23 protein-coding genes are annotated in these 26,667 nt (G+C 61.2%); 18 read left to right on the forward strand and 5 right to left on the reverse strand.

Annotated features, from left to right (window positions below):
* Positions 1-13 precede the first annotated feature (13 nt).
* Positions 14-1,747 carry a C13 family peptidase gene (locus tag I8746_RS16245; RefSeq protein WP_221100834.1) on the forward strand — a complete coding sequence of 578 codons (1,734 nt, stop codon included), beginning with the start codon at positions 14-16 and terminating at the stop codon, positions 1,745-1,747.
* 27 nt (positions 1,748-1,774) lie between these two features.
* Positions 1,775-2,419, forward strand: a complete 645-nt coding sequence (locus I8746_RS16250) for an oxidoreductase (RefSeq protein WP_003255346.1) — start codon at positions 1,775-1,777, stop codon at positions 2,417-2,419.
* A gap of 106 nt (positions 2,420-2,525) precedes the next feature.
* Here the strand turns inward: I8746_RS16250 and I8746_RS16255 are convergent, their stop codons facing one another.
* From I8746_RS16255 to I8746_RS16270, 4 genes are all read right to left on the reverse strand, one after another.
* Positions 2,526-2,813 carry a YceK/YidQ family lipoprotein gene (locus I8746_RS16255; RefSeq protein ID WP_003255347.1) on the reverse strand — a complete coding sequence of 96 codons (288 nt, stop codon included), beginning with the start codon at positions 2,811-2,813 and terminating at the stop codon, positions 2,526-2,528.
* Positions 2,810-3,439, reverse strand: coding sequence for a flavin prenyltransferase UbiX (gene ubiX, locus I8746_RS16260; RefSeq protein WP_003255348.1), 630 nt, complete (start codon positions 3,437-3,439; stop codon positions 2,810-2,812). The genes I8746_RS16255 and ubiX overlap by 4 nt, the downstream gene beginning before the upstream one ends.
* Positions 3,436-4,785 carry a UDP-N-acetylmuramate:L-alanyl-gamma-D-glutamyl-meso-diaminopimelate ligase gene (gene mpl, locus I8746_RS16265; RefSeq protein ID WP_003255349.1) on the reverse strand — a complete coding sequence of 450 codons (1,350 nt, stop codon included), beginning with the start codon at positions 4,783-4,785 and terminating at the stop codon, positions 3,436-3,438. Before mpl ends, ubiX begins: the two co-directional genes overlap by 4 nt.
* A gap of 66 nt (positions 4,786-4,851) precedes the next feature.
* The gene (locus I8746_RS16270) at positions 4,852-6,867 is read right to left on the reverse strand and encodes a sigma-54-dependent Fis family transcriptional regulator (protein WP_221100835.1); all 2,016 of its coding nucleotides are present in this window, start codon (positions 6,865-6,867) and stop codon (positions 4,852-4,854) included.
* A 254-nt stretch (positions 6,868-7,121) separates the two neighbouring features.
* On the opposite strand from I8746_RS16270, the gene I8746_RS16275 reads away from it, so the two are divergent.
* The 14 genes from I8746_RS16275 to I8746_RS16340 all read left to right on the forward strand — a co-directional run bounded on the left by I8746_RS16275 (position 7,122) and on the right by I8746_RS16340 (position 22,113).
* Positions 7,122-8,642 carry an aldehyde dehydrogenase family protein gene (locus I8746_RS16275; protein WP_004577014.1) on the forward strand — a complete coding sequence of 507 codons (1,521 nt, stop codon included), beginning with the start codon at positions 7,122-7,124 and terminating at the stop codon, positions 8,640-8,642.
* Between the two features lie 226 nt (positions 8,643-8,868).
* The gene (gene eat / locus I8746_RS16280; protein ID WP_003255355.1) at positions 8,869-10,317 is read left to right on the forward strand and encodes an ethanolamine permease; all 1,449 of its coding nucleotides are present in this window, start codon (positions 8,869-8,871) and stop codon (positions 10,315-10,317) included.
* A gap of 46 nt (positions 10,318-10,363) precedes the next feature.
* Positions 10,364-11,758, forward strand: coding sequence for an ethanolamine ammonia-lyase subunit EutB (locus tag I8746_RS16285; protein WP_003255356.1), 1,395 nt, complete (start codon positions 10,364-10,366; stop codon positions 11,756-11,758).
* 8 nt (positions 11,759-11,766) lie between these two features.
* Positions 11,767-12,585: an ethanolamine ammonia-lyase subunit EutC gene (gene eutC / locus I8746_RS16290; RefSeq protein WP_003255358.1), complete on the forward strand. Its 819-nt coding sequence runs from the start codon at positions 11,767-11,769 to the stop codon at positions 12,583-12,585.
* Positions 12,586-12,692: 107 nt separating this feature from the next.
* Positions 12,693-13,151: a GNAT family N-acetyltransferase gene (locus I8746_RS16295; RefSeq protein ID WP_003255360.1), complete on the forward strand. Its 459-nt coding sequence runs from the start codon at positions 12,693-12,695 to the stop codon at positions 13,149-13,151.
* A gap of 217 nt (positions 13,152-13,368) precedes the next feature.
* Positions 13,369-14,016: a DedA family protein gene (locus I8746_RS16300; protein WP_003255361.1), complete on the forward strand. Its 648-nt coding sequence runs from the start codon at positions 13,369-13,371 to the stop codon at positions 14,014-14,016.
* Positions 14,017-14,036: 20 nt separating this feature from the next.
* Complete coding sequence (locus tag I8746_RS16305; protein ID WP_060538986.1) at positions 14,037-14,852, forward strand: zinc-dependent peptidase; 816 nt, start codon at positions 14,037-14,039, stop codon at positions 14,850-14,852.
* A gap of 92 nt (positions 14,853-14,944) precedes the next feature.
* Positions 14,945-15,472 (forward strand): inorganic diphosphatase, encoded by a 528-nt coding sequence (ppa, locus tag I8746_RS16310; protein WP_221100836.1) that lies wholly within the window; start codon positions 14,945-14,947, stop codon positions 15,470-15,472.
* A gap of 186 nt (positions 15,473-15,658) precedes the next feature.
* Positions 15,659-16,360, forward strand: coding sequence for an XRE family transcriptional regulator (locus I8746_RS16315; protein WP_004577015.1), 702 nt, complete (start codon positions 15,659-15,661; stop codon positions 16,358-16,360).
* A gap of 957 nt (positions 16,361-17,317) precedes the next feature.
* Positions 17,318-19,111 carry a copper resistance system multicopper oxidase gene (locus I8746_RS16320; protein ID WP_221100837.1) on the forward strand — a complete coding sequence of 598 codons (1,794 nt, stop codon included), beginning with the start codon at positions 17,318-17,320 and terminating at the stop codon, positions 19,109-19,111.
* The gene (locus I8746_RS16325; RefSeq protein ID WP_017148071.1) at positions 19,108-19,443 is read left to right on the forward strand and encodes a hypothetical protein; all 336 of its coding nucleotides are present in this window, start codon (positions 19,108-19,110) and stop codon (positions 19,441-19,443) included. The genes I8746_RS16320 and I8746_RS16325 overlap by 4 nt, the downstream gene beginning before the upstream one ends.
* Positions 19,433-20,368, forward strand: coding sequence for a copper resistance protein B (locus I8746_RS16330; RefSeq protein WP_221100838.1), 936 nt, complete (start codon positions 19,433-19,435; stop codon positions 20,366-20,368). Before I8746_RS16325 ends, I8746_RS16330 begins: the two co-directional genes overlap by 11 nt.
* Positions 20,369-20,377: 9 nt before the next feature.
* A complete protein-coding gene (locus I8746_RS16335; protein WP_082423699.1) occupies positions 20,378-21,151 on the forward strand; it encodes a cytochrome c in 774 nt (257 codons plus the stop codon).
* A gap of 497 nt (positions 21,152-21,648) precedes the next feature.
* The gene (locus I8746_RS16340) at positions 21,649-22,113 is read left to right on the forward strand and encodes a hemerythrin domain-containing protein (protein ID WP_221100839.1); all 465 of its coding nucleotides are present in this window, start codon (positions 21,649-21,651) and stop codon (positions 22,111-22,113) included.
* A 176-nt stretch (positions 22,114-22,289) separates the two neighbouring features.
* Here the strand turns inward: I8746_RS16340 and I8746_RS16345 are convergent, their stop codons facing one another.
* Positions 22,290-24,464, reverse strand: coding sequence for a TonB-dependent siderophore receptor (locus I8746_RS16345; protein ID WP_012051068.1), 2,175 nt, complete (start codon positions 24,462-24,464; stop codon positions 22,290-22,292).
* Between the two features lie 181 nt (positions 24,465-24,645).
* Here I8746_RS16345 and I8746_RS16350 point away from each other — a divergent pair, with 181 nt between their 5' ends.
* The gene (locus tag I8746_RS16350) at positions 24,646-25,338 is read left to right on the forward strand and encodes a response regulator transcription factor (RefSeq protein WP_012051067.1); all 693 of its coding nucleotides are present in this window, start codon (positions 24,646-24,648) and stop codon (positions 25,336-25,338) included.
* Positions 25,338-26,666 (forward strand): sensor histidine kinase, encoded by a 1,329-nt coding sequence (locus I8746_RS16355; RefSeq protein ID WP_088513621.1) that lies wholly within the window; start codon positions 25,338-25,340, stop codon positions 26,664-26,666. Before I8746_RS16350 ends, I8746_RS16355 begins: the two co-directional genes overlap by 1 nt.
* Position 26,667: the final 1 nt, after the last annotated feature.

Raw genomic sequence — 26,667 nt, forward strand, 5'->3', positions numbered from 1 at the left:
CCCGGTCATCGCCATGCGTCCATTGCTCCCCATTACCCTGGTCCTGCTGCTCGCCGCCTGTGGCGATGGCGAATCGCTGCTCCCGCCGGACGCACGGCTGCCTGACGGTGGGCGTTACCGGGGGCAGGTGGTCGATGGCCTGCTGCAGGGTGAGGGCCGGATCGACTACCCCAACGGCAGCTGGTACGCCGGCAGCTTCAAGGACGGCCAGTGGCACGGCCAGGGCGAATGGCATGGCCAGAACGGTGAGGTCTACCGCGGCCAGTTCGCCGAGGGGCTGTTTCAGGGCCTGGGTGACCTGATCACCCCAGGCAGCCACTATAGCGGCACCTTCCGCCACGGCCGCCGCGACGGCGAGGGCACCCTCAAGCAAGCCGACCAGACCTACCGCGGCCAGTTCAAGGACGACCTGTACGACGGCGCAGGCCAACTGGAGCTGGCCGACGGCAGTCGCTACCAAGGCCTGTTCGCCAAGGGCAAGCCCAACGGCGCCGGGGTGCGCAGCGATGCCAGCGGCAACCAGTTCAGCGGCCACTTCGTCAACGGCCAGCTACAAGGCGCCGGCACCTACGACAGCGTTGATGGCGAGCAGTACATCGGCGAGTTCAAGGACAACCGCCTGGAGGGCCGAGGCCGCTACGAAAATGCCGATGGCGACGTGTGGATCGGTGAATTCAAGGACGGCTCGCTGATCGGCGAAGGCGAGTTGCTGGGCAGCGATGGCAGCCACTACAAGGGTGAGTTTGCCGACTGGCGTCTGTCGGGCCAGGGCAGCCTGCAACTGGCCGACGGCAGCAAGTACATCGGCGGCTTCCTGAACGATGCCTACCATGGCCATGGGCGGCTGATTCTGCCCAGTGGCAAGGTCGAAAGCGGAACATGGGCCAACGGCGTGCGCGTGCGCGACCAGAATGGCAAGCTGCTGCCAGACCCACTGGACCTGGCGTTGCTCAACCAGGGCCGGCTGCTGGACGAGGCGCTGGCGCGGGTACCTCGCTCGGCGCCACCGATCCAGCTGTATAGCCTGGTAGTGGCCGGCGATGGCCAGCAAAGCGTATTCCTGCGCGAAGCCGACTACGTCAGCAACCTGCTAAAGGTGCGCTTTGGCGCCCGTGGCCAAGTGACCCTGGTCAACCACCGCGACCACATGGCCACACGCCCCATGGCCACCCGCGAAAACCTCTCCCGCGCTGCCGCCACCCTGGCAGAGCGCAGCGGCCCCGAAGACCTGGTGTTCATCTACCTCACCAGCCATGGCAGCCAGGACCACCAGCTGGTGCTCGACCAGCCCCGTCTGCAACTGGCCGACCTGGCCGCTGACGAGCTGGCCACTGCCTTGGCGCCGCTGAAGGATCGCGACAAGGTCATCGTCATCTCCGCCTGCTATTCAGGGGGCTATATCGCTCCGCTCAAAGACGAGCGCACGCTCATCATGACCGCTGCCCGGGCCGACCGCGTCTCCTTCGGTTGCTCGGAGGAAGCCGACTTCACCTACTTTGGCGATGCCCTGTTCGCTGAAGCGCTGAACCAGACCGACGACCTGAAACAGGCGTTTGAACTGGCACGTGCCAGCGTTGCCGAAAGAGAACAAAGGGAAGGCTTCGAGGCCTCCGAGCCGCAGCTGTGGGCACCGCCGGCCGTGCTTGAGCACTGGCATCACCTGCGCCAGCAACAAGCCGAAGAAGCATTGCGTAACACCACACAGGCCAACGTGAGGGAACAGGCAAAAATGCCCGGCACTCACTAGACTTGTGTGTAACAAGGGAGAGACATCATGTACTTGACGCCTCAGCATGTCCTGCTTGCCGGAGCCACCGGCCTGACCGGTGAACACCTGCTAGACCGCCTGCTCAACGAGCCCACCATCACCCGTGTCCTGGCGCCTACACGTCGGCCATTGGCCGAGCACCCGCACCTGGAAAACCCGGTGGGCGACCCGGCGGTATTCCTTCCGCAACTGGCCGGGCGGGTCGACATCGCGTACTGCTGCCTGGGCACCACGCTGAAGCAGGCGGGTTCCGAATCGGCTTTCCGCGCAGTGGATCTGGACATGGTGGTCGCCTTCAGCAAGCGTGCCCGAGAAATGGGCGCACGGCATCTGCTGGTGGTGAGTGCAGTGGGCGCCGACCCTAAGTCGTCAATTTTCTATAACCGGGTCAAGGGCGAGATGGAAGAAGCGCTCAAGGCTCAGGACTGGCCACAGTTGACCATCGTGCGGCCCTCGTTCCTGCTGGGCGAGCGGCTGGAGCCACGGCTCACTGAACAGCTTGTTGCGCCATTTTCCAGGTTGATCCCGGGGAAGTATCGGGGAATCGAGGCTTGTACCCTGGCGCGAGCACTGTGGCGGCTGGCGCTGGAGGAAGAAGACGGCGTGCGGGTTGTGGAGTCGGATGAGTTGCGCAGGTTGGGCAAGATCTAGGCTTCGCTTGTGCTGGCCTCTTCGCGGGCACGCCCGCTCCCACTGGTGAGTAGTCACCGGAAGATTACGGAGATCCTGTGGGAGAGGGCGTGCGCGCGAAGGGCCATCACAGGCCGCCGCTAGCCTGGAAGCCTATGCCGGCCGCTGTCAGCAAAGACAACGGCAGCAGCAGGGTATCGAGCAGCATGCTGCCGGGCAGATCCAGGCGCGGATACGCCGGAGCGTCCGCCCCGTAATGATCCCGCGGGCAACACCCGCCATTGATCACATACAAATCCAGCCGGGTACCGGCATACACCACCGGTGCGCCGGGCTTGTTGGCATCCAGCGTGCGCACCGTGGCGCACCCACCCAGCATCACCAGCGCCAGCAACCCCGCCAGTGCTCGCTTCAATCATCCACCCCAAAGTGATGCTCGCCCCAACGCGGCAACATGTCCTGGGGGATGTTCAGCAGGTTGAGGATACGCGCCACGACAAAGTCGACCAGGTCGTCGATGGTCTGCGGCTGGTGATAGAACCCCGGAGCCGCCGGCAAGATCACCGCGCCCATTTGCGACAGCTTGAGCATGTTTTCCAGGTGGATGGTGGAGAACGGCGCTTCGCGTGGCACCAGGATCAGCTGGCGACGCTCCTTGAGGGTGACGTCGGCAGCCCGCTCGATCAGGTTGTTGCAGGCGCCAGTGGCGATGGCCGACAAAGTGCCAGTGGAACAGGGGACCACCACCATTGCCGCCGGGGCGCCAGAACCCGAGGCTACCGGCGACATCCAGTCTTCCTTGCCATACACACGGATCTGCCCATCGGCCGCGCCGGTGTATTCGGTCAGGAAGGCCTGCATCGCCTGGGGCTTGGCCGGCAACACAACATCCGTCTCGGTGGCCATCACCAACTGTGCGGCCTTGGAGATCAGGAAGTGCACCTCGCGGTCTTCGCGTACCAGGCAATCGAGCAGGCGAAGGCCATACTGGGCACCCGAGGCGCCCGTCATGGCCAGGGTGATGCGTTCCGGCCCGTTCACTTCAGCGCCTCGGCCAGCTTGCCGTGCAGGCCGCCGAAGCCGCCGTTGCTCATGATCACCACATGGGTGCCTGGGCGAGCCTGGCCTTTGATCCGCTCGATGATCGCTTCGAGGCTGTCGGCCACCACACTGGGTACCTTGCACTGCGCAGCGGTGGCGGCCAGGTCCCAGCCGAGGTTGGCCGGCGCATACCAGATCACCTGGTCGGCGTCGTTGACGCTTTCTGGCAGGCCGTCACGGTGGGCACCGAGTTTCATCGAGTTGGAGCGTGGCTCGATCACCGCGATCACAGGTGCCTCCCCCACCCGCTTGCGCAGGCCGTCGAGCGTGGTGGCAATGGCGGTCGGATGGTGGGCGAAGTCATCGTAGATGGTCACACCTTGTACTTCGGCAACCTTCTCCATGCGCCGCTTGACGCTCTTGAACGCACTCAGGCCATCGATGCCCATGGCGGGCACCACGCCTACATGACGCGCTGCTGCCAGGGTAGCCAAGGCATTGGCGACGTTGTGCTGGCCGGTCAGCGCCCAGTCCACCACACCCTGCACTTCGCCCTCGAACAGGACTTCAAAGCGCGAGCCATCGGGGCTGAGCAGGCGGGCTTGCCACTGGCCGCCCTCCCCGGTGGTTTGCACAGGGGTCCAGCAGCCCATGCCGATCACACGCTCCAGCGCTTGCTCGGTGGTCGGGTGGATGACCAGGCCTTCGCTGGGGATAGTCCGCACCAGGTGGTGGAACTGCCGCTCGATCGAGGCCAGGTCCGGGAAGATGTCCGCGTGATCGAACTCAAGGTTGTTGAGGATTGCGGTACGCGGGTGATAGTGGACGAACTTCGAGCGCTTGTCGAAGAAGGCGCTGTCGTACTCGTCGGCTTCCACCACAAAGAACGGCGTGTCGCCCAAGCGGGCCGACACCGAGAAGTTCTGCGGCACGCCACCAATCAGGAAGCCCGGGCTCATGCCGGCGTGCTCCAGCACCCAGGCCAGCATGCTGCTGGTGGTGGTTTTGCCGTGAGTACCGGCAACGGCCAGCACCCAGCGGCCTTGCAGCACGTGGTCGGCCAGCCACTGCGGGCCGGAGACGTAGGGCAGGCCCTTGTTCAGCACGTATTCAACCGCTGGGTTGCCGCGCGACATGGCGTTGCCGATGACCACCAGGTCTGGCGCCGGATCCAGCTGGGCCGGGTCATAGCCTTGGGTCAGTTCGATACCCTGGGCTTCGAGTTGGGTGCTCATCGGGGGATAGACGTTGGCGTCGGAGCCAGTGACGCGGTGGCCAAGTTCCTTGGCCAGCACCGCCAGCGAACCCATGAAAGTGCCGCAAATACCGAGAATGTGAATATGCATGGTCGACCTCGCAAAACATCGAGGCAGGGTAGCCCAGGGCGCGACAAATCGCACCCGCTGTTTCGCTCAGTCGCCCCTGGTAATGCCGTGTTTGCGCAGTTTTCGATACAAGGTATTGCGGCTGATGCCCAAGTGCTCGGCAACGCGGGTGAGATGCCAGTGTTTTGCCTCCAGGACCTCCTTCAGCGCTTGCCGCTCCGCGTCGAGCAGAACCTCGGTCCCTCCAGATTCACCCTCGATCTCTGCGGCACTGCCGGACCTGTGGGAGCGGGCTTGCCCGCGAACGAGGGCAACGCCCTCGCCCTCTATTGCCTGGTCGGACATCTTCGCGGGCTCGCCCGCCCCCACGGGAGGTGGGCTGGTGCGGATGACTGCGGGGAGGTCCGTAAAGGTGATGCGGGCATCTTCGCAAAGCGCCACCAGGGTACGCAGCACATTGCGCATCTGCCGCACGTTCCCCGGCCAGTTAAATGCGAGCAGCGCCTGCCGCGCCCTGGGCTCGATGTCTATGCGTTGCCCCTGCGTCTCCTGGCGTAGCAGAAAGTCCAGCAACTGCGCCTTGTCACTGCGTTCGCGCACCGCCGGCAGCGCTACCTCCAGGCCATTGAGGCGGTAATACAGGTCCTCGCGGAAACTGCCCTGTTCAACCCGTTCCAGCAGGTCACGGTGCGTAGCGCTGACGATGCGCACGTCCACCGCCTGTGGCTCTCCCCCGATCGGCACCACCTGGCGCTCCTCCAGTACCCGCAGCAGTCGGGTTTGCAGGGCAAGCGGCATATCGCCGATTTCGTCCAGCAGCAAGGTGCCGCCATCGGCCTGCAACAGCTTGCCGCGCATGCCCTCCTTGCGCGCGCCGGTAAAACTGCCGCCGCGGTACCCGAACAGCTCACTCTCGATCAGGCTTTCCGGGATAGACGCGCAGTTGATGGCGACAAACGGCTTGCCGCGCCGCTCACTGGCCTGATGCACAGCCTGGGCGAAGGCCTCCTTGCCACAGCCGGTCTCGCCGCGCAGCAGCAATGGCACATCGCGCTCGAACACCCTCACGCTGCGGCGGAAATCATTTTGCAACGCAGGGTCCAGCAGACAGACCAGCGGCTCCACTTCACCTGCGGGCCGCGGCTGGGCGGCCGGCACCGACCACACCGGCGCCCGGGCCTGCCCCCGCAGGCTGGCGAACACCTGGCGACCGTCCAGGGTGCGCAGCGGCCAGGCAGTACTGCCGCCGGGCGTGGCACGGCTGAACATTTCGTCATGGCTGCACGCGAAAAAGCACGTCAACGGTTTGCCCAGCACGCCGCCCCGTACCGTGCCCAGCAGGTTCAGTGCGCTTTGGTTGGCAGCGCAAATGCGCCCATCGCCGTCGAACGCCAGCAAGCCTTCGCTGAACAGGCCGACCGACTCGGCTTGCAGGTGAAAACGCAATAACCATTGCTGCTCGAAATGGCGCAGGAAATAGCAGCTTTCGATCATCTTTGCCGACAGGTTGACCAACGCCATGGTGTGGAACTGGCTTTGCCGCGATACGTCGGGGCGCGCAGAGGACACGTCGAGTACCGCCAGCAGGTCGCCATGCGGGTCGAACACCGGGCTGGCCGAGCAGGTCAGCCCGGTGTGACGGCCACGAAAGTGCTCGTTTTGATGGATGGTCAGCGCCTGGCGCTCGACCAGGCAGGTGCCGATGCCATTGGTGCCCTCGCGCGCCTCGCTCCAGTCAGCGCCCAACCACAGTCCCGCACGCTCGAAGCTGCGCCGCTCGGTGGGGGCACTGACGCAATTGAGGATCACCCCACGGGCGTCGGTCAGCAGCACCGCGTGGCCTGCGCCGGAAAGCTGCTGGTGCAGGCTGTTCATTTCATGGTCGGCAATTTGCAGCACCTGATGCAGGCGCTCGCGGCTTTCCAGCAGGCGCCCATGCTCAAGCACCACCGGCGCTTCGATCACCGCCGGGTCGAGGTGGTAATCCTCCAGGCAGCGCAGCCAGGAGCGGGCGATGGACGGGTCACTGCCGCCCTCCCCGGCCCCACCATGGGCAACGCTATGCACCTGCCGGGCATGGCGCGTGAAGTGATTGCTCTGCATTGTTGTAATTCTCCGCAGATAGAGCGTCAGCCCAGCATCCTCCACCCGGGTAGGCTTTGCAATGCACACGCCTGTGATGTGTCGCAAACGGCACAAAATGTCACCCCAGGCGTACCGGCACCGGTACAGCGGCCCTTGATCAGCCCCGTAAAAATGACTCAAGTCATTGATTTGCCTGGCGTGGCCAACACTGGCCCGACCCTTGCTCTATGCTTTCCAACTCCCTAAAAAGCACAATACCAAGGAGACACACCATGCGTTATGCACATCCCGGTACCGAAGGCGCGAAGGTTTCCTTCAAGAGCCGCTACGGCAACTACATCGGTGGTGAGTTCGTTACTCCGGTAAAGGGGCAGTACTTCGAAAATACCTCCCCGGTGAATGGCAAGCTGATCGCTGAATTCCCCCGCTCTACTGCCGAAGACATCGAGAAGGCCCTGGATGCCGCTCATGCTGCGGCCGACGCCTGGGGCCGCACTTCAGTGCAGGATCGCTCCAACGTGCTGCTGAAGATCGCCGACCGTATCGAGCAGAACCTCGAATTGCTGGCCATCACCGAAACCTGGGACAACGGTAAGCCGATCCGCGAAACCCTCAACGCCGACATTCCGCTGGCGGTCGACCACTTCCGCTATTTCGCTGGCTGCATCCGCGCCCAGGAAGGCGGCGCTGCCGAAATCAATGAAGGCACCGTGGCCTACCACATCCACGAGCCACTGGGCGTGGTCGGGCAGATCATCCCCTGGAACTTCCCGATCCTGATGGCTGCCTGGAAGCTTGCCCCGGCACTGGCCGCTGGTAACTGCGTGGTGCTCAAGCCTGCCGAACAGACGCCGCTGGGCATCACCGTGCTGCTCGAAGTCATTGGCGACCTGCTGCCACCTGGCGTGCTCAACGTCGTGCAAGGCTATGGCCGCGAAGCCGGTGAAGCCCTGGCCACCAGCAAACGCATCGCCAAGATCGCCTTCACCGGCTCTACCCCGGTCGGCTCGCACATCATGAAATGCGCCGCCGAGAACATCATCCCGTCAACCGTCGAACTGGGTGGCAAGTCGCCGAACGTGTACTTCGAAGACATCATGCAGGCCGAGCCAAGCTTCATCGAGAAGGCGGCAGAAGGCATGGTGCTGGCGTTCTTCAACCAGGGCGAAGTGTGCACCTGCCCGTCGCGAGCCCTGGTGCAAGAGTCGATCTATCCGCAGTTCATGGAAGTGGTGATGAAGAAGGTGCTGCAGATCAAGCGCGGCGACCCGCTGGACACCGACACCATGGTCGGCGCCCAGGCCTCGCAGCAGCAGTTCGAAAAGATCCTCTCGTACCTGCAGATCGCCCAGGACGAAGGCGCCGAGTTGCTCACCGGCGGCAAGGTCGAGAAGCTGGAAGGTTCGCTGGCTACCGGTTACTACATCCAGCCGACCCTGCTCAAGGGCAACAACAAGATGCGCGTGTTCCAGGAAGAAATCTTCGGCCCGGTGGTCAGCGTCACCACCTTCAAAGACGAAGCCGAAGCACTGGCGATTGCCAACGACACCGAGTTCGGCCTGGGCGCCGGCGTGTGGACCCGCGACATCAACCGTGCCTACCGCATGGGCCGCGGCATCAAGGCTGGCCGTGTGTGGACCAACTGCTACCACCTGTACCCGGCGCATGCCGCGTTCGGCGGTTACAAGAAGTCGGGGGTTGGGCGTGAGACGCACAAGATGATGCTGGATCACTATCAGCAGACCAAGAACCTGCTGGTGAGCTACGACATCAATCCGTTGGGCTTCTTCTAGACCGCGTCGCCTTCTTCGCGGGTAAACCCGCTCCTACAGGTCCTGCGCGAGTCTTGAATGTTGCGCAATCCCTGTAGAAGCGGGTTCACCCGCGGAGCGGCCAGGCCGGCATACCTTAAACCCAGGGCGGTAACCGTGCACCAACCGCTCTGGCTCGCTTCCTGCAGCACCCATCACCATCGGCCCGGAACCCTTCCGGCCACCAAGAAAAAAAACAGGTGAATCTATGCCAAGCGAACATTCCGCCGGATCGCCGGCAGGCTCTTCCGTCGACTTCGAGAAAGTCGGCTCTGACTATTTCCAGCAACGTGAACTGAAAAAAGGCGCCGCCGGCTGGGTACTGCTGGTCGGCCTGGGCGTGGCGTACGTCATTTCCGGCGATTACGCCGGCTGGAACTTCGGCCTGGCGCAGGGCGGCTGGGGCGGCATGTTCCTGGCCACCTTGCTGATGGCAACCATGTACCTGTGCATGTGCTTCTCGCTGGCCGAACTGTCGTCGATGATCCCCACCGCTGGCGGCGGCTATGGCTTTGCCCGCAGTGCCTTCGGCCCCTGGGGCGGCTTTTTGACCGGCACGGCGATCCTGATCGAATACGCCATCGCCCCTGCCGCCATCGCGGTGTTCATCGGCGCCTACTGCCAATCGCTGTTCGGTATCGGCGGCTGGATGATCTACCTGGCGTTCTACATCGTGTTCATCAGCATCCACATTTTCGGCGTGGGTGAGGCACTGAAGCTGATGTTCATCATCACCGCCATCGCCGCCATTGCCCTGGCCGTATTCCTGATAGGCATGGTGCCCCATTTTGATGCAGCCAACCTGTTCGACATCGCCAAAACGGACGCCGTCGGCGCCAGCAGCTTCCTGCCGTTTGGCTATGTCGGCGTGTGGGCAGCCATCCCCTACGCCATCTGGTTCTTCCTTGCCGTCGAGGGCGTGCCGCTGGCCGCAGAAGAAACCAAGAACCCCAAGCGTGACCTGCCACGCGGCCTGATCGGCGCCATGCTGGTACTGCTGGCCTTCGCCTTGCTGATCCTGGTGGTCGGCCCAGGCGGCGCAGGCTCCGAGGCGCTGAAGGCCTCCGGTAACCCGCTGGTCGAAGCCCTGTCGAAGGCCTACGGCGGCTCCACCTGGATGGGCGGGTTCGTCAACCTGGTCGGTCTGGCCGGGCTGATCGCCAGCTTCTTCTCGATCATCTATGCCTATTCCCGGCAGATCTTCGCCCTGTCCCGCGCCGGTTACCTGCCGCGCAAACTGTCGGAAACCAACAAGAGCAAGGCCCCGGTACTGGCCTTGGTCATCCCTGGCATCATCGGGTTTGCCCTGTCGCTGACGGGCCAGGGTGACTTGCTGATCCTGGTGGCAGTGTTTGGCGCTACCCTGTCTTACGTGCTGATGATGGCTGCGCACATCACCCTGCGCATCCGCCGGCCAAAGATGGAACGCCCCTACCGCACCCCGGGTGGCATCTTCACATCCGGCCTGGCGCTGGTGCTGGCGTGCATCGCCGTGGTCGCCGGATTCCTGGTTGACCCGCGGGTAGTCATTGGCGCTGCAGTGATCTATGCGGTATTAATTGCCTACTTTGCTTTCTACAGCCGCCACCACCTGGTTGCGGGCACACCGGAAGAGGAATTCGCCGCGATCCAGAAGGCCGAAGAGGCCCTGCACTGATCGCCGCCACCCGCCGCGGGGCAACCCGCGGCTCTGGAGATTCTGTATGGCAAGTTTCGTACACACGGTCGGCCACTTGGTCTACCGCTTCGACAGCCTCAAGGACGTGATGGCCAAGGCCAGCCCGGCACGCTCCGGGGACTGCCTGGCAGGTGTCGCGGCCAGCAACGACGGTGAGCGCGTCGCCGCGCAGATGGCGTTGGCCAATATTCCGCTGACGCACTTTCTCAATGAAGCACTGATCCCTTACGAAGCAGATGAAGTGACCCGCCTGATCATCGACACCCACGATGCCCAGGCCTTCGCCCCGGTCAGCCACCTGACCGTGGGTGGCCTGCGCGACTGGCTGCTGAGCGAGGAAGCCAACGAAGACAGCCTGCGCGCCCTGGCGCCCGGGTTGACCCCGGAAATGGCCGCTGCCGTTTCGAAGATCATGCGCGTGCAGGACCTGGTGCTGGTGGCGCAGAAAATCCGCGTGGTCACCCGGTTCCGCGGCACCATGGGCCTGCGCGGGCGCCTGTCGACCCGGCTGCAACCCAACCACCCGACGGACGAACCGGCCGGTATTGCCGCCAGCATTCTCGACGGTTTGCTGTACGGCAACGGCGACGCCATGATCGGCATCAACCCGGCCACCGACAGCATCGCTTCGATCTGCGCCCTGCTGGAAATGCTCGACGCCATCATCCAGCGCTACGACATCCCCACCCAGTCCTGCGTGCTGACCCACGTCACCACCTCGATCGAAGCGATCAACCGCGGCGTGCCACTGGACCTGGTGTTCCAGTCCATCGCCGGAACCGAGGCGGCCAACGCCGGCTTCGGCATCAACCTGAACGTGTTGCAGGAAGGCTACGAAGCAGGGCTGTCGCTGAAACGTGGCACCCTCGGGCAGAACCTGATGTATTTCGAAACCGGCCAGGGCAGCGCGCTCTCGGCCAACGCCCACCACGGCGTCGACCAGCAGACCTGCGAAACCCGCGCCTATGCCGTGGCTCGCCACTTCAAGCCGTTCCTGGTCAACACCGTGGTCGGTTTCATTGGCCCGGAATACCTCTACAACGGCAAGCAGATCATCCGCGCTGGCCTCGAAGACCATTTCTGCGGCAAGCTGCTAGGCGTGCCGATGGGTTGCGATATCTGCTACACCAACCATGCCGAAGCCGATCAAGACGACATGGACACCTTGCTGACGCTGCTGGGTGTGGCCGGCATCAACTTCATCATGGGCATCCCCGGCTCCGACGACATCATGCTCAACTACCAGACCACCTCGTTCCACGACGCGTTGTACGCGCGCCAGACCCTGGGCCTGAAGCCCGGCCCGGAATTCGAGGCATGGCTGGCCCGCACCGGCATCTTCACCCAGGCCGATGGCCGGGTGCGCTTCGGTGACAACCTGCCGCCGGCGTTCCGCCAGGCCTTGGCACAGCTTGCATAGGGACGACCATGGACCATCGCACGCCTACCCCCGACAACCCTTGGCTGGCCCTGCGCAACCTGACCCCGGCGCGCATCGCCCTGGGCCGCACCGGCACCAGCCTGCCGACCGGGGCGCAGCTGGACTTCCAGTTCGCCCATGCCCAGGCACGAGATGCCGTGCACCTGGCTTTCGACCACGCCGGCCTGGCCAGCCAGCTGAGTGACCGCGGGCGCGAAAGCCTGGTGTTGCACAGCGCTGCCAGCGACCGCCACCAGTACCTGCAGCGCCCGGACCTTGGACGGCGGCTGAACGAAGACTCGATTACGACGCTTCGCCAGCACGCCCAGGCCAACCCCGGCGGCGTCGATCTGGCCATCGTGGTGGCTGACGGCCTCTCGGCACTGGCCGTGCATCGCCACACGCTACCGTTCCTGACCCGCTTCGACGAACAGGCTGCCGCCGACGGCTGGACCAGCGCCCCGGTGGTACTGGTGCAGCAGGGCCGCGTGGCAGTGGCCGACGAGGTCGGCGAGCTGCTGGGCGCCCGGATGACGGTGATGCTGATCGGCGAGCGCCCGGGGCTGAGCTCGCCCGACAGCCTTGGCCTGTATTTCACTTACGCACCCAAGGTTGGCCTGACCGATGCCTACCGCAACTGCATTTCCAATATCCGCCTGGAGGGGCTGAGCTATGGCATGGCGGCGCACCGCCTGTTGTACCTGATGCGCGAAGCCTGCCGGCGCCAGCTTTCCGGGGTGAATCTGAAGGACGAAGCCGAGGTCCATAGCCTGGAGAATGAAGACAGCGCCAGCCAGAAAGGTAACTTCCTGCTCGGCAAAGAGTAAAAAACCTGTCACGGAAGGCGGATTGCACTTGTGCCGTGCATTGGGCAGCATGCCCTTGAACGCTGCTGGCATTCCGCTGTTTCCCAAATGGACTCTGAGGGCCGCACATGCGCATCATCAAAGCAACCCTGGAACACCTCGACCTGCTCACCCCATTGTTCGTCAAATACCGTGAGTTCTACGGGCAACTGCCCTACCCCGACAGCTCGCGCAGCTTTTTGGAAAAGCGCCTGAAGCGGGACGAATCGGTGATTTACCTGGCACTTCCGGATGATGACGACGGCAAACTGCTGGGCTTTTGCCAGCTGTACCCAAGCTACTCGTCGCTGTCGTTGAAGCGGGTATGGATTCTCAACGATATCTATGTAGCCGAGGACTCCCGGCGCATGCTGGTCGCCGACCACCTGATTCGCGAAGCGAAGAAAATGGCCAAAGAGACCAATGCCGTGCGCATGCGCGTGTCAACCAGCGCGAACAATGAAGTGGCGCACAAGACTTACGAATCCATCGGGTTTCGTGAGGATACCGAGTTCAAGAGCTACATCCTGCCAATCAGCCAGGATTGACCGGCACCGCCCGCTTCCACAAGCAAGGTAGTGATCCTTGTGGGAGCGGGCATGCCCGCGAAGCGGTTGGCAAAGGAATACCCCTCTACCGTAACCCCCCGCTACAAACTCTCCGGGCATGTTCCTGACTTAGCCGTATAATGGCTCACCTGTCATGTGTGAAAATTTACCCTCCCCCCGGTAACCAAGCCTACGCCCAAGAACACAGGTGCTGTACATGGATTTCAACCCGCTGGACCTTATCCTGCATCTCGATGCCTACCTCGATCTGCTGGTCACCAATTACGGTCCCTGGATCTACGCCATCCTGTTCACCGTGATCTTCTGCGAAACCGGCCTGGTAGTGATGCCATTCCTGCCAGGCGACTCGCTGCTGTTCATCGCCGGCGCCGTGGCGGCGGGTGGCGGCATGGACCCGGTGCTGCTGGCCGGCCTGCTGATGGCCGCTGCAATCCTGGGCGACAGCACCAATTACGTGATAGGCCGAACAGCCGGCGAGCGTTTGTTCAACAACCCTAACTCCAAGATCTTCCGCCGCGACTACCTGCAGCGTACCCACGATTTCTATGAACGCCATGGCGGCAAGACCGTGACCATGGCGCGCTTCCTGCCCATCTTGCGCACCTTCGCACCGTTCGTCGCGGGCATCGCTCACATGCACTATCCACGCTTCCTCGGCTTCAGCGTTGCCGGTTCGCTGCTTTGGGTCGGCGGCCTGGTCACCTTGGGCTACTTCTTCGGCAACGTGCCGTTCATCAAGCAGCACCTGTCGCTGATGGTGGTGGGCATCATCATCCTGTCGCTGGTGCCGATGATTCTCGGCTTGCTGCGTGGGCGCCTGGGCCGTACGGCCAAGGCTCACTGAACAGGTAAAGAACAAACGGCATGTGGTCATTCAGCGCCTGGCGGCGCAAGCGTACTCTGGCGCGTTACCCGATCACGCCACAGCAATGGCAGGCCGTACGCGAGCGGCTGCCGATGCTGGACGGCATCAGCGACGCTGAAGACCGCTGGCTGCGCGAAGCCTGCATCCTGTTCCTGCTCGACAAACACCTCACCTGCCTGCCCGGTGTCGAGCTGGACGACGAGCAGCGCCTGATGCTGGCCGCCCAGGCACAGTTACCGCTGCTTCACCTGGGTGAGCTGAACTGGTACCAGGGTTTCCACGAAATCATCCTGTACCCCGACGACTTCAAGAGCCCCCAGCGCCACCGCGATGCCAGCGGCGTGGAGCATGTGTGGGACGGCGAACACAGCGGCGAGGCGTGGCAGCAGGGGCCGATCATCCTGGCCTGGAACGGCGTGCAGGCCAGTGGTGGCTGGGAGGCTTACAACCTGGTCATCCATGAGCTGGCGCACAAGCTCGACATGCTCAATGGCGATGCCAACGGCCTGCCACCGCTGCACAGCAGCATGCCCGTTGATGAGTGGGCAACAGCCATGCAGCAGGCCTACGACGACCTCAACCAGCAACTGGACGCCAACCCCGACGCCGAAACCGCCATCGACCCCTACGCTGCGGAAAACCCGGCAGAGTTCTTTGCCGTTACCAGCGAGTACTTCTTTAGTGCCCCCGACCTGCTTCATCAGGCTTATCCACAGGTCTACCGCCAGTTGTCGCTGTTCTACCGGCAAGACCCGCTGGCGCGCCTGTGCCAGCTGCAGGCGGAACACCCCGAGTACCGCGAAAGCCACGCCTGACGGGCCCGCACATCAGGCCAAGCGTGGCATGCCCCGGCAGAATGTGCCTATAATCGCCGCCACTTTTTGGTCAAACACGGGGGCACTGCCCAATGAGCTACAGCAAGATTCCGGCGGGCAAAGACCTGCCGAACGACATCTACGTCGCCATCGAGATCCCGGCCAACCACGCGCCGATCAAATACGAAATCGACAAGGACAGCGACACGCTGTTCGTCGACCGTTTCATGGCTACCCCAATGTTCTACCCAGCCAACTATGGCTTCATCCCGAACACCCTGGCTGACGACGGTGACCCGCTGGACGTGCTGGTGGTTACCCCTTACCCAGTGGCCCCAGGCTCGGTTATCCGCGCCCGTCCGGTTGGCGTGCTGAACATGACCGACGACGGTGGCGGCGACGCCAAGGTCATCGCTGTTCCTCACGACAAGCTGTCGCAGCTGTACGTTGACGTCAAGGACTACACCGACCTGCCAGCCCTGCTGATCCAGCAGATCGAGCACTTCTTTGCCAACTACAAAGATCTCGAGAAGGGCAAGTGGGTCAAGATCGAAGGCTGGGAAGGCGCCGACGCCGCCCGTGCCGCGATCACCAAATCGGTCGCTGCCTACAAGGGCTGATTCCGATTGCAGGAGAAACCCCGCTTAGGCGGGGTTTTTTTATGCAGGAATGGGCAATACGCACATTACTGGTAATAAATCCTACGCCGTCCTACACCAGAGCCTTACAAACAACCACTTTTCATACAAACCCCGTCAACATCCGGTTCATATCCTGTCTGGCAATTCGCCGCTACACTCGCCGCCATGAACACTTCCGGCGACCGCCTCAGGGCCCTGCTCCAAGAATGTGGCCTGACCCCTTCCGATTTCGCCGCCCAGCGCAGCGTCACAGCACAGCACGTCAACAACTGGTTCAAACGCGGTGTACCTTTGGCCCGGCTGGACGAACTGGCCGATCTGTTCTGTGTGCACCGACGTTGGCTGCGCACCGGTGAAGGCCCCAAACACCCCAATCCACTCCTGCGCAACGGCCTTCCACGGCCAGTGCCCGCCAACCCGCTTACCCCGCTGTCGGGCCATCGTGGCCGGTTATTGAAGGTGCCCTACTACGAAGTGAGCAACGGCTTGCTGTCGCCAGTGAGCAGCAAGCACTTGCGCTTGCCGGCAAAAGCCCTGAAGGGTTTGGGTGTGCAAGCCGGCAACGCAATCTGCCTGGCAATGCCGGCCAGCAACATGCTCCCGCTGATTCCCCTGGAAGCTACCCTGGCCATTGATCTGGGCATGACCCAGGTGGTCGAGGGCGAAACCTATGCCCTGCTGCAAAACGGCATGCTCAGGGTAAACAACCTCAGTCTTGGCCCGCACGACACCCTGTACCTGCACAGCCATGACCGGCGCAACTACACGGTCGAACGCTACACCGCTGCCCAGCGTCAGGCGCAGGGCCTGGAAATTCTTGGCTGGGTGTTCCACTGGTCACATTTCCGCCAGCAGCGGCCCAGTTGAAGCGCCCTGGGCAATTTTTTGCTGGGCATCCGCCGCCCGCCCTTGTATGCTACGCCGCACATTAAGCCCCGACCGGCGCGAGCCGCGTTCCAGAGGGCTCGGCGATATCCCACACGGGCATCTGCCATCTCTTTCAGGCCCTTGATGGCCACACAGTTAAGGCGATTGCGGCTTACCATAAATTAGTCGGAAGCGTCCCCGAGAAGCCGGCCACAAGCCGGCTTTTTAATTCCTAACCCTCTGAAGTAAAAGAGAATTTGTGCTAGGCCAAGGTCAGCCCATGCTCTGTCAAAGCACATCCCCCGCATCTATCTGTGCCAAGTCGGCATGAGAGTGAAGGCAAGCTATTTCTCACTTGGCCTGAAAATCTCGGGATAGCATCGTCGAAGCCATTGACGGCTCAATAGCTTGATCATCTCAGAACTGTCGAGCAGCGTGATACACGACGGAATCGCGTCAGCATTTCATCGTAGTTTGTGAGTGATTGCGTATTGAGTCGCAAGCGAAGTGCTGTTCCTTGGTACGAGGTTACCCGGTCTTCTTTACCCGTTGCGCCAAGGAGAAGCCCTGCCCATTACTCGCAATGAAGAAATTGCCCCCTGCTCTTGGCCCTTTCAGTTTGCAGCAAGTAACGCAACCAATGTGAAGCTGACAGAAAAGTAATGTCGGGCTCAGTTATCTGACAGCATCAGGTAGCTAGATTGTCCTTGAGCATAGCGCCATCAGGCCTGTCCGCTTGATTAGGAAGGCAAGCAAACCGGCACACGAGTTGCTGAGACGCGCTTCCAAAAATGTAATTACCCCAGCATCAAAACGATGGCAGCGTCGAGCTTCTTTCCCCCGTAAAGCTTGTGCTCTTTTGAACGTCGTCGAGGCTGATGGGAGCGCTATTGAAACCGTAGGTTGCTACATCCAGCAGCCTGGACACCAGCAATCCATATGAGTGGGCGCAACGGCATGCAAAGCAAAACCACCAGACGCTCCTTCGTCAAAGGCCTGGCTGCTACCGGAATACTCGGCGGGTTGGGCATGTGGCGCATGCCAGTGTGGGCGTTGACCAGTCCTGGCCAGCCGAATGTGCTGACGGGCACCGACTTTGATCTCTACATCGGTGAACTGCCGGTGAATATCACGGGTGCAAAACGGACAGCCATGGCAATCAATGGTTCTGTACCTGGCCCAACGCTTCGGTGGCGTGAAGGCGATATCGTTACGCTTCGTGTGCGCAACCGCTTGAAACAGGACACCTCGATCCACTGGCACGGCATCATCCTGCCGGCGAACATGGACGGTGTCCCAGGCCTGAGCTTCCATGGCATCGCACCAGATGGCATGTATGAGTACAAGTTCAAACTCCATCAAAACGGCACCTACTGGTACCACAGCCACTCTGGCTTCCAGGAGCAAGTCGGGGTGTATGGCGCACTGGTCATCGACGCGAAAGAACGCGAGCCTTTCGCCTATGACCGGGATTACGTGGTTATGCTCAGCGACTGGACGGATGAGGACCCTGCCCACGTTCTATCCAAGCTTAAGAAGCAGTCTGACTACTACAACTTCCACAAGCGGACCGTGGGTGACTTCGTCAACGACGTAAGCGAAATGGGCTGGTCTGCTGCGATGGCCGATCGCAAGATGTGGGCCGAGATGAAGATGAGCCCCACTGATCTCGCGGATGTGAGCGGGTATACCTACACCTACCTCATGAACGGCCAGGCTCCGGATGGAAATTGGACGGGTGTTTTCAAGCCTGGCGAGAGAATCCGGCTTCGGTTCATCAACGGCTCCGCCATGACGTATTTCGATGTACGCATTCCTGGCCTGAAAATGACAGTGGTTGCAGCGGATGGGCAGTATGTCCATCCGGTCTCGGTCGACGAGTTCCGTATCGCAGTAGCCGAAACCTACGATGTCATTGTTGAGCCAGAAGACGAACAGGCATACACCATCTTCGCTCAATCCATGGACCGTACGGGCTTTTCCAGGGGCACCCTGGCCATCCGTGAAGGCTTGCAAGCTGCTGTTCCAACCGTTGACCCACGCCCCCTCATTTCCATGAATGATATGGGCATGGACCACAGCAGCATGGCTGGCATGGACCACAGCAGCATGGCCGGCATGGATCACAGCAAGATGGCTGGCATGGACCACGGCAGCATGGCCGGCATGGATCACAGCAAGATGGCTGGCATGGACCACGGCAGCATGGCCGGCATGAGTAAGGAAATGCAGAGTCATCCAGACTCAGAGCTCAACAACCCATTGGTCGACATGCAGACGATGACCCCGACGGCAAAATTGGATGACCCGGGCATCGGGCTACGTAACAACGGCCGCCGCGTCCTGACCTATGCAGACCTGCGGAGCACCTTCATCGACCCAGATGGACGAGAGCCTAGCCGGAATATCGAGCTGCACCTGACGGGTCACATGGAGAAATTCGCCTGGTCCTTCGACGGCATCAAGTTTTCCGATGCCGCCCCCCTGCGCCTCAAGTACGGAGAGCGCCTTCGTATCACCTTGATTAACGACACCATGATGACTCACCCCATCCACCTTCATGGCATGTGGAGCGACCTGGAGGATGAGAACGGCAACTTCATGGTTCGAAAACACACCATCGACATGCCACCAGGCTCAAAACGAAGCTATCGCGTAACTGCGGATGCTTTGGGGCGTTGGGCCTATCACTGTCACCTCATGTTCCATATGGAAACGGGCATGTTCCGAGAAGTCCGTGTGGACGAATGAACGGGAGATCCGAGATGAGCAAACCAATGAAACGAAGCACGTTTTTCCTCTCCGCTGCGATGGCTGGCCTGTTTGCTATTTATGCCCCGTTGTCGTGGTCCAGCGATGACCATGAGCAGCACGCCCAGAAAACTGCCGATACTGCGAAAGGCAAAGGTTCCCAGGGCATGGATCATGGATCCATGATGGGTATGGATCATGACTCGATGAAGGGCATGGATCATGAATCCATGATGGGTATGGACCATGACTCGATGAAGGGCATGGACCACAAAAAAATGATGGAATCACATGGCAGCGACAAAGCTAAGGCAGGGAAAGATGGCCAATAGCTTGGCGCGACCATCGCTGCTGGCCTTGACCCTTTCAGCCGGCATGCTAGGCGCTGTGCCCAGCTTTGCCGCTGACGAAATGGACCATTCGGCAATGGGGCACGGGTCCATGAAAATGAGCAGGGCCCCGTCGCATGACTCGATGGCAGGCATGGACCATGGGGCGATGGATCACTCTACGATGAACCATGGCTCTGGCGAGCCTGCGACCAGCAGCCGTACCCCGATTCCCGAACTAACGGACACGGACCGCCAAGCGGCCTTCCCCCCACTGGGCGGGCATCAGATGCACGACAGCGCGATCAACAGCTTCTTCTTGCTGGATCAACTGGAGTATCAGGACGCAGACGACGGTAGTGCGCTGTCGTGGGACGCTTCTGGCTGGATAGGCGGCGATATCAACCGGCTCTGGCTCCGCTCCGAAGGTGAACGCACTAACGGCGTCACTGAAGATGCCGAGTTGCAAGTCCTCTATGGCCGTTCTATAAGCCCCTGGTGGGATGTGGTTGCCGGGGTGCGCCAGGACTTCAAACCCGAATCCCCCCAGACCTGGGCGGCGTTCGGTATTCAGGGTATGGCACTTTACGACTTCGAAGCCGAAGCCACTGCATTCATCGGTGAAAACGGTCAGACCGCCGCTCGCCTGGAAGGCGACTACGACATTCTCCTGACTAATCGCCTCGTCCTGCAGCCAACAGTTGAAGCCAATTTCTATGGCAAGAACGATCCCGCGCGCGACGTAGGTTCCGGCCTCGCGAATACCGAAGTCGGACTGCGGCTACGGTATGAAATCGTCCGTCAGTTCGCACCCTACATAGGCGTCACCTGGAGCCGCTCCTACGGCAAGACCGCAGACTTCATCCGCGATGAGGGTGGGGATGTGGATGAAGCGCGTTTCGTTGCCGGTATCCGCATGTGGTTTTGAGACCCTTACATGAAAAGAACAATTACAACGCTCGTAGTAGCGGGTGCCGCGGCCAGTGCAGGGGTATTGGGTGCAGCTTACCTTGGCCTGGTCAACGTCGGCGCTGACGATCCGCATTTCCCTGCAGTGCATGCATTTCTGGTCATGGCTCGGGATCGCTCCATTGAGGTACGCGCAAGAAACATCGAGGTACCGAACCTCAAGGATGAAAACCTGATTCGTGTCGGCGCCGGCAACTACAACGCCATGTGCATCGGTTGCCATCTTGCCCCTGGCGTCGAGAAAACAGAGCTCAGCCAGGCGCTTTATCCGTCTCCTCCCAACCTTGGCAAGCTTGGGGTCGGTGGTAAACCCGCCGTAGCATTCTGGACCATCAAGCACGGCATCAAAGCCTCTGGCATGCCTGCCTGGGGCAAGAGCATGGGCGATGAGTACATCTGGGGACTCGTTGCATTTCTGGATCAACTACCCCAGATGAACGCCCAACAGTACAACGCGATGGTAGCGATCAGTGGCGGTCACCAGCATGGTGGAGGTGAAAGTGAAATGCACAGCCATGAAGGCCAACACGGCGACAACGTGCCCAATCACCCTGCAGAGGCAGTCTCGGGGAGAGATCATCATGACAGGGGACATGCAGAGGCACACCATCCCGAATCACCATCACCAGAGCCCGCACCTGAACACCACGGCCATGACGAAACCGGCAGTGATCACCACTCAAAGCCGGCTCAGAAGAAGCCTATTCACCGTGATGGTGCGGAACATACCCATGAAGGCTGATTACGATCCGCCCATGAGTCAGCCGTCATAAGTCGCGGAAAAAGCCGGTCAAAAACGACCCAAAAGTGGCGGATCTCAACGCTTTAAAAAGGTTAAAACCAATACTAATCATATGGATAGTCTTTAAAAACCAACCATAAGCCGGCTTTTTAATTTAACAAGCCTTTAAAAACAGCCGTCACAATCCGCGGGTATCCAACCCCGACCTACGTGCATAGCACGCAGCCCCTTGCACCTCCTGCTGTGCTCAGCCCCCCCCCGCTGTTCAAGGACAGCACGCTAGCGATCCTGGTGTGTCTGCGTCTTCTTGCAATGCATATAGACATCAAATTGATATTTCGAAATCTTCCAAGGGGGCGGTTTTTTTGAAGGTGAGCGTTTCGCACTAGACTATAATTAAAGGATTAGATGTAGGCCGACACGTGCAGCTGTCCTTGGAGATTGCTTAATAATAATATTTAATCTGTAACGGCTTGGTGTAGTGATGAGGACTTAGCATGAACGCCTTGTTGAAAGAGCTGCACGCCTATCATCATGAGGTGGCTACCAAAATTACTCAGATCAAAGAATTACTGGAGAGGATAAGGCACGGATCCGCGGGTGCCGGTGACTGCAAGCTGTTGTTTAAGCAGCTGGAAGCCTTGCATGGTGATGCAGAGCGACACCACCATGAAAATGAAGAGCTTATTCGGCTGGCCTTGCTGGCAACCGACGCACCGATTCACCAACGGGTCATGGCTATCGAGCAAGATCATAAAGCCTTCAAGCGAATTGCCGGACAGCTCAAGATGTTGGAGCAGTCAACGCAAGAGGCGAGAGTAATCGCCGACACGATCGAAGACTTCATCAAGAAATATTATGACCATATGGATGCCGAGGAGAATATTTTCTTTCCGGTGGCAGACAAGTGGTTGTCAGACACCCAATGGCAGGAAATAAAGCATCAATGGCACCCCGCGTAGATTTAATTTTCTTGAATTAAAAGCACGCTACTTATTAACACGCGGCCTCACAACTTTATGGCCCTGAAACCCGAGGGTGCAGATACGCTCCCACGTTTCTCATCATTCAGCCTCAAGGCCGCGCCCTTTGCCGGCGCGGCCTTGTTTTACGGCGCACCTAGCAGCCACAGACTTCGTCAGAAGTCATACCGCGCCCCAACCATCATGCTGCGCGACGGCCCGTAGAAGTTGAACGTCGAGGTAGACCCCACCCGCGACAGGTAGTCCCGGTCGAACAGGTTATTGACGTTGAGGGTGGCCGTCAGCTTCGAAGTCACCGGGTAAGACAGCATCGCATCCACCGTGGCATAGCCCGGTGCATCGATACGCACGCCGCCACTCTCGGAATGGAAGTTGCTCATCGCCGATATACCGCCACCCACGGCCAAGCCGGTCAGCGGCCCTTGGCTGATGGTGTACTTGCTCCAAAGCGAAGCCTGGTTGCGCGGCATGATGAAGAACGTGGTTTCGGCGTCCCCCTTGACGGTTTCGGTCTCCATCCACGTGTAGCCAGCCAGCAGTTCCCAGTTTGGCGTCAGCTTGCCGCTCACTTCCACTTCCGCGCCCTTCACGCGGGTCTTGCCGGATGCAACGGAGTCGGTGGTGGCCACACCATCAGCATCGTACACGGTGGTAGCGCGGTTCTTGTCGGTCAGGCGGAATACCGAGAAGCGCGTATTCAAGTCGCCGCCAAAGTAGCTGCTCTTGAGGCCGAACTCGTACTGCTCGCCTTCACGCGGTTTCAGCACCCGACCATTGCTGTCGGTGTCGGACTGCGGCTTGAACACCTGCGAATAGCTGGCGTACAGCGCGTGGTTGTCGGTCAGGTCATAGACCAGGCCACCATAAGGGGTGAAGTGGCCGTCGACGCGTTTGCTGTCATTGGTGGTGGCGCCGCTGCTAAGGGTGGTGGTGTAGAAGTCACCGCGATACCAGCTGAAGCGGCCACCGGCAATCAGCGCCAGGCGTTCCACCGGGCGGAAGGTCACTTTGGAGTACAGGCCGTACTCCTCTTCCTGCATGCCGGTCTCGGTGCTGTAGTTGGGCGACGGCTTGGCGAACTGCTTCGGCGAGTAAGTATTCACGTTGATCGCGCCGAGATTGGTGGTGCCGTTGAGGTACTCGGTGTCGTAGTTCTTGTAGTCACTCCCGACCACAAACTCGCTTACCTGCCCGAAGGTCTCGAACGGCTGGCTGTAGCTGGCGTCCAGCGAATAAGTGTCTTGCGTGAAATCACGGGCGCTGGCGCGCTCGGAGTTGGCGCCTGTGGTGGCATTGGTTGCAGTGAAGGCGTACAGATAGTTGGTGTCGCGGTGCGAGCCACGGGCCGCGACACGGCCGTAACCGCCATTGTCGAAGCGGTGGGTCAGCTCGGCGACCAAGTCGGTGGTCTTGCCGTCGAAGTAGTTCCAGTCGGCCCCCAGGAAACGCGAATGGCTGAAGTCGGGCACCTCGCCGGACAACGTGGCCGGGTAGCCGTTGTGCGGGGTGATGTTCTTCACTTCATGCATCAGGCCGAACGACAGGGTGGTGGCGTCGTCCAGGTCGATGTCCAGCGCACCGTAGTAGGTGTTGCTGGTGTTGGCGTTGTAGTCCACTTCACCATTGGTGTCGTCACGGGATGCGATGAAGCGCCCGCGCACGCGACCGGCCTCGTCCAGCGGCCCGCTCAGGTCGATTTCCTCATGATTGGTGTCCCAGGTGCCGTAGCTGCCTTCGATATGCCCCTGAAACTCGGCGGTCGGGCGCTTGCGCACCATGTTGACGATGCCACCCAGCTCGCTGGTACTGCTAAACAGCCCGGCCGGCCCGCGCATGATTTCGACGCGGTCGAACGCCGCCAACGACGGGACAGTACCGAAGATGCTGGCCATGGGCGCCGGCAGGCCGTCGATATTGAACTCGCTGTACTCGTAGCCACGGGCGTAGATCGACGAGCGGCCGCTGTCATTGGTCAGGGTGCGCAGGCCAGCGGTGTACTTGGCCAGGTCATCCAGGTGCACGAACTGGCGATCCTTGACGTAGTCCTGGGTGTAGACGGTGATCGACTGCGGGATGTCCTTGAGCGCTGCCGGCGTCTTGGTGCCCACGGTAGCGGCATCGACGCTGTAACCGCCGGTTTCTTCCGAAGGCAGCATGTCGTACAGGCGGTTGCCTTCGATGGTCAATGCAGGCAGATCAAGCGAGTTGTCTTCGGCCGCCTGGGCCGCTACCGTTTCGGCCACTGCCGATAAAGAAAACGGCGCCAGCAACCCCAGCGCCAGCCATCCCCGAACCCGCTGTAAGCTGCCCACACTTTTGAAACCGGTCATGACACACCCTTCGCCCAAATGATATTGAATCGCAAACGAAACAAGTTGCTTTTTGCGAACGATACCGGAGCGAAAACCAGGGTGCAGCAGGATTAACCTTCTTAACACATCAAGGCGTTGCCCTTTCCCTGCAGCCAGTGGGATGATTCGCAACTGATAAAAGTTCTCATCAAGGCTCGCCGTGCCCACCTCACTTCTCCTTGCCGAAGACGACCCACGCCTGCTTCAGGACCTGGACCGTCATTTCCGCAACCGCGGTTTCCAGGTGCACGCCTGCGCCAGCGGCACCCAGGCCCTGAATGCCATACAGCAATCGCAGTTTGAACTGGTGCTGCTGGACATCATGCTGCCAGGCATCGACGGCCTCAGCCTGCTCGACGCCCTGCGCCGCCAGCAGGCCGTGCCGGTCATGCTGATGTCGGCACTAGGGGCCGAGCAGGATCGCATCAGCGGCTTCACCCGTGGTGCAGACGACTACCTGCCCAAGCCCTTCAGCCTGGCAGAGCTGGACGCACGGGTAGATGCCTTGCTGCGTCGCGTGGCATTCGATCGTGGTACGGCGCTGCGTCCCGACGTGGGGGAGGTGATGCTGGACCACGACCGCCAGGACGTTATCCACAACGGCAACGCCGCTGGCCTTACCGCTTCCGAATTCCGCTTGCTGGTCACGCTGCTGGCCCACCCCGACGAAGCGTTGAGCAAGCCCTTCCTGTACCAGACCGTGCTGCACAGGGCCTATACCCGACTGGACCGAGGCCTGGATGTGCATGTGTGCAACCTGCGCCGCAAACTGGCCGACATCAACGCCCAGCACCTGCAGATCCAGGCCGTGCGTGGCCAAGGGTACATCCTGGTCGACACGGAGCAGACCTGATGCGTCGCCACCCGTTGCTGTGGAAACTGGCCTTGCTGCAAGTCAGCTTCTGCCTGTTGCTGATCTGGCTCATCTGGACCTGGGGCCTTTCGGTGGAACGCAGTACCTATTTTCTGTCCCAGGCCGACCAGGACTACCTGGCGCGTTATGCTCAACAGGCCGAACAGGCGTGGGAGCAGGACGGCGCAGCCGGCACCGAAGCCTGGCGCAAGCAGGTGGCACTGGCCGAGGACACCTGGGTGGCCGTTATAGGCCCACACCTTCAGAGCCTTGGCACCACCCCGCTGAGCGCCGAGGAAGCCAGCCACCTGACATTCATGCGCAAGCTCGACTGGCCGATGAGCCGGCGCCTGCAGGATGAATTGCCCTACGTCAGCATCGAATTTCCGCAACACCCCGAGCATGGCCGCCTGGTGCTGCAACTGCCCGAACGGCTGCTACCCACAGGCCTGACACCCTGGACCCATGTGGTGACTCATGGCGTTGCCCCCGCGCTGCTGGCCCTGCTGCTGGGCCTTGCGCTATACCGGCACCTTGTCGTGCCGCTGAACCGCCTGCGCGACCGCGCCGACGCCCTGCGGGCCGATGACCTGGACAGCCCCGCCCTGCCCCTGCAGCAACGCCGTGATGAGCTGGGCGAACTGGCTCAGGCCTTCGAGCACATGGCCGGGCGCCTGCGCCAGAGCCTTGAGCAACAGCGCCTGCTGTTGCGCACGCTGTCTCACGAACTGCGCACGCCGCTGGCGCGGCTGCGCATCGCCCATGACAGCGACTTGCCACCGCCGCAGTTGCGCGAGCGCCTGGACCGTGAGGTGGCCGACATGCAGAAGTTGCTGGAAAACACCCTCGACCTGGCGTGGATGGACACCGAACAACCCAGCCTGTCGACCGAGCCGGTATTGGTGCTTTCCGTGTGGGAAGCCTTGTGCGAGGACGTCTGTTTCGAAAGCGGCTGGGACCGTGCGCGCCTGCCGTGTTCACTTGGCACTGACTGCCTGCTGCAGGCCCATCTGGACAGTCTGGCCCAGGCCCTGGAAAACCTGTTGCGCAATGCCATTCGCCACTCGCCGACCGAAGGCCGGGTCAGCCTTGATGGCTGGCGCGAGGGCGCATGCTGGCACCTGCGCCTGAGCGACCAAGGGCCAGGCGTACCGGATACCGACCTTGAGCGCATTTTCAAGCCCTACCAGCGCCTGGCCGACAGTGGCGCAGGCTTCGGCCTGGGCCTGGCTATCGCCCGCCGCGCCATCGAACTGCAAGGCGGGCGGTTGTGGGCCAGCAATGGGCACCCGGGCCTGTACCTGCACATGACCTTGCCTGCGGCCTGAG

The sequence above is a fragment of the Pseudomonas sp. USTB-Z genome (genome assembly GCF_019691255.1).
Lineage (GTDB): Bacteria > Pseudomonadota > Gammaproteobacteria > Pseudomonadales > Pseudomonadaceae > Aquipseudomonas > Aquipseudomonas alloputida.

Coding starts and splice junctions, on each gene's coding strand:
- I8746_RS16245 (WP_221100834.1), top strand. CDS start 14: ATGCGTCCATTGCTCCCCATTACCCTGGTCCTGCTGCTCGCCGCCTGT.
- I8746_RS16250 (WP_003255346.1), top strand. CDS start 1,775: ATGTACTTGACGCCTCAGCATGTCCTGCTTGCCGGAGCCACCGGCCTG.
- mpl (WP_003255349.1), bottom strand. CDS start 4,785: ATGCATATTCACATTCTCGGTATTTGCGGCACTTTCATGGGTTCGCTG.
- I8746_RS16270 (WP_221100835.1), bottom strand. CDS start 6,867: ATGCAGAGCAATCACTTCACGCGCCATGCCCGGCAGGTGCATAGCGTT.
- I8746_RS16275 (WP_004577014.1), top strand. CDS start 7,122: ATGCGTTATGCACATCCCGGTACCGAAGGCGCGAAGGTTTCCTTCAAG.
- eat (WP_003255355.1), top strand. CDS start 8,869: ATGCCAAGCGAACATTCCGCCGGATCGCCGGCAGGCTCTTCCGTCGAC.
- I8746_RS16285 (WP_003255356.1), top strand. CDS start 10,364: ATGGCAAGTTTCGTACACACGGTCGGCCACTTGGTCTACCGCTTCGAC.
- eutC (WP_003255358.1), top strand. CDS start 11,767: ATGGACCATCGCACGCCTACCCCCGACAACCCTTGGCTGGCCCTGCGC.
- I8746_RS16295 (WP_003255360.1), top strand. CDS start 12,693: ATGCGCATCATCAAAGCAACCCTGGAACACCTCGACCTGCTCACCCCA.
- I8746_RS16300 (WP_003255361.1), top strand. CDS start 13,369: ATGGATTTCAACCCGCTGGACCTTATCCTGCATCTCGATGCCTACCTC.
- I8746_RS16305 (WP_060538986.1), top strand. CDS start 14,037: ATGTGGTCATTCAGCGCCTGGCGGCGCAAGCGTACTCTGGCGCGTTAC.
- ppa (WP_221100836.1), top strand. CDS start 14,945: ATGAGCTACAGCAAGATTCCGGCGGGCAAAGACCTGCCGAACGACATC.
- I8746_RS16315 (WP_004577015.1), top strand. CDS start 15,659: ATGAACACTTCCGGCGACCGCCTCAGGGCCCTGCTCCAAGAATGTGGC.
- I8746_RS16320 (WP_221100837.1), top strand. CDS start 17,318: ATGCAAAGCAAAACCACCAGACGCTCCTTCGTCAAAGGCCTGGCTGCT.
- I8746_RS16325 (WP_017148071.1), top strand. CDS start 19,108: ATGAACGGGAGATCCGAGATGAGCAAACCAATGAAACGAAGCACGTTT.
- I8746_RS16330 (WP_221100838.1), top strand. CDS start 19,433: ATGGCCAATAGCTTGGCGCGACCATCGCTGCTGGCCTTGACCCTTTCA.
- I8746_RS16335 (WP_082423699.1), top strand. CDS start 20,378: ATGAAAAGAACAATTACAACGCTCGTAGTAGCGGGTGCCGCGGCCAGT.
- I8746_RS16340 (WP_221100839.1), top strand. CDS start 21,649: ATGAACGCCTTGTTGAAAGAGCTGCACGCCTATCATCATGAGGTGGCT.
- I8746_RS16345 (WP_012051068.1), bottom strand. CDS start 24,464: ATGACCGGTTTCAAAAGTGTGGGCAGCTTACAGCGGGTTCGGGGATGG.
- I8746_RS16355 (WP_088513621.1), top strand. CDS start 25,338: ATGCGTCGCCACCCGTTGCTGTGGAAACTGGCCTTGCTGCAAGTCAGC.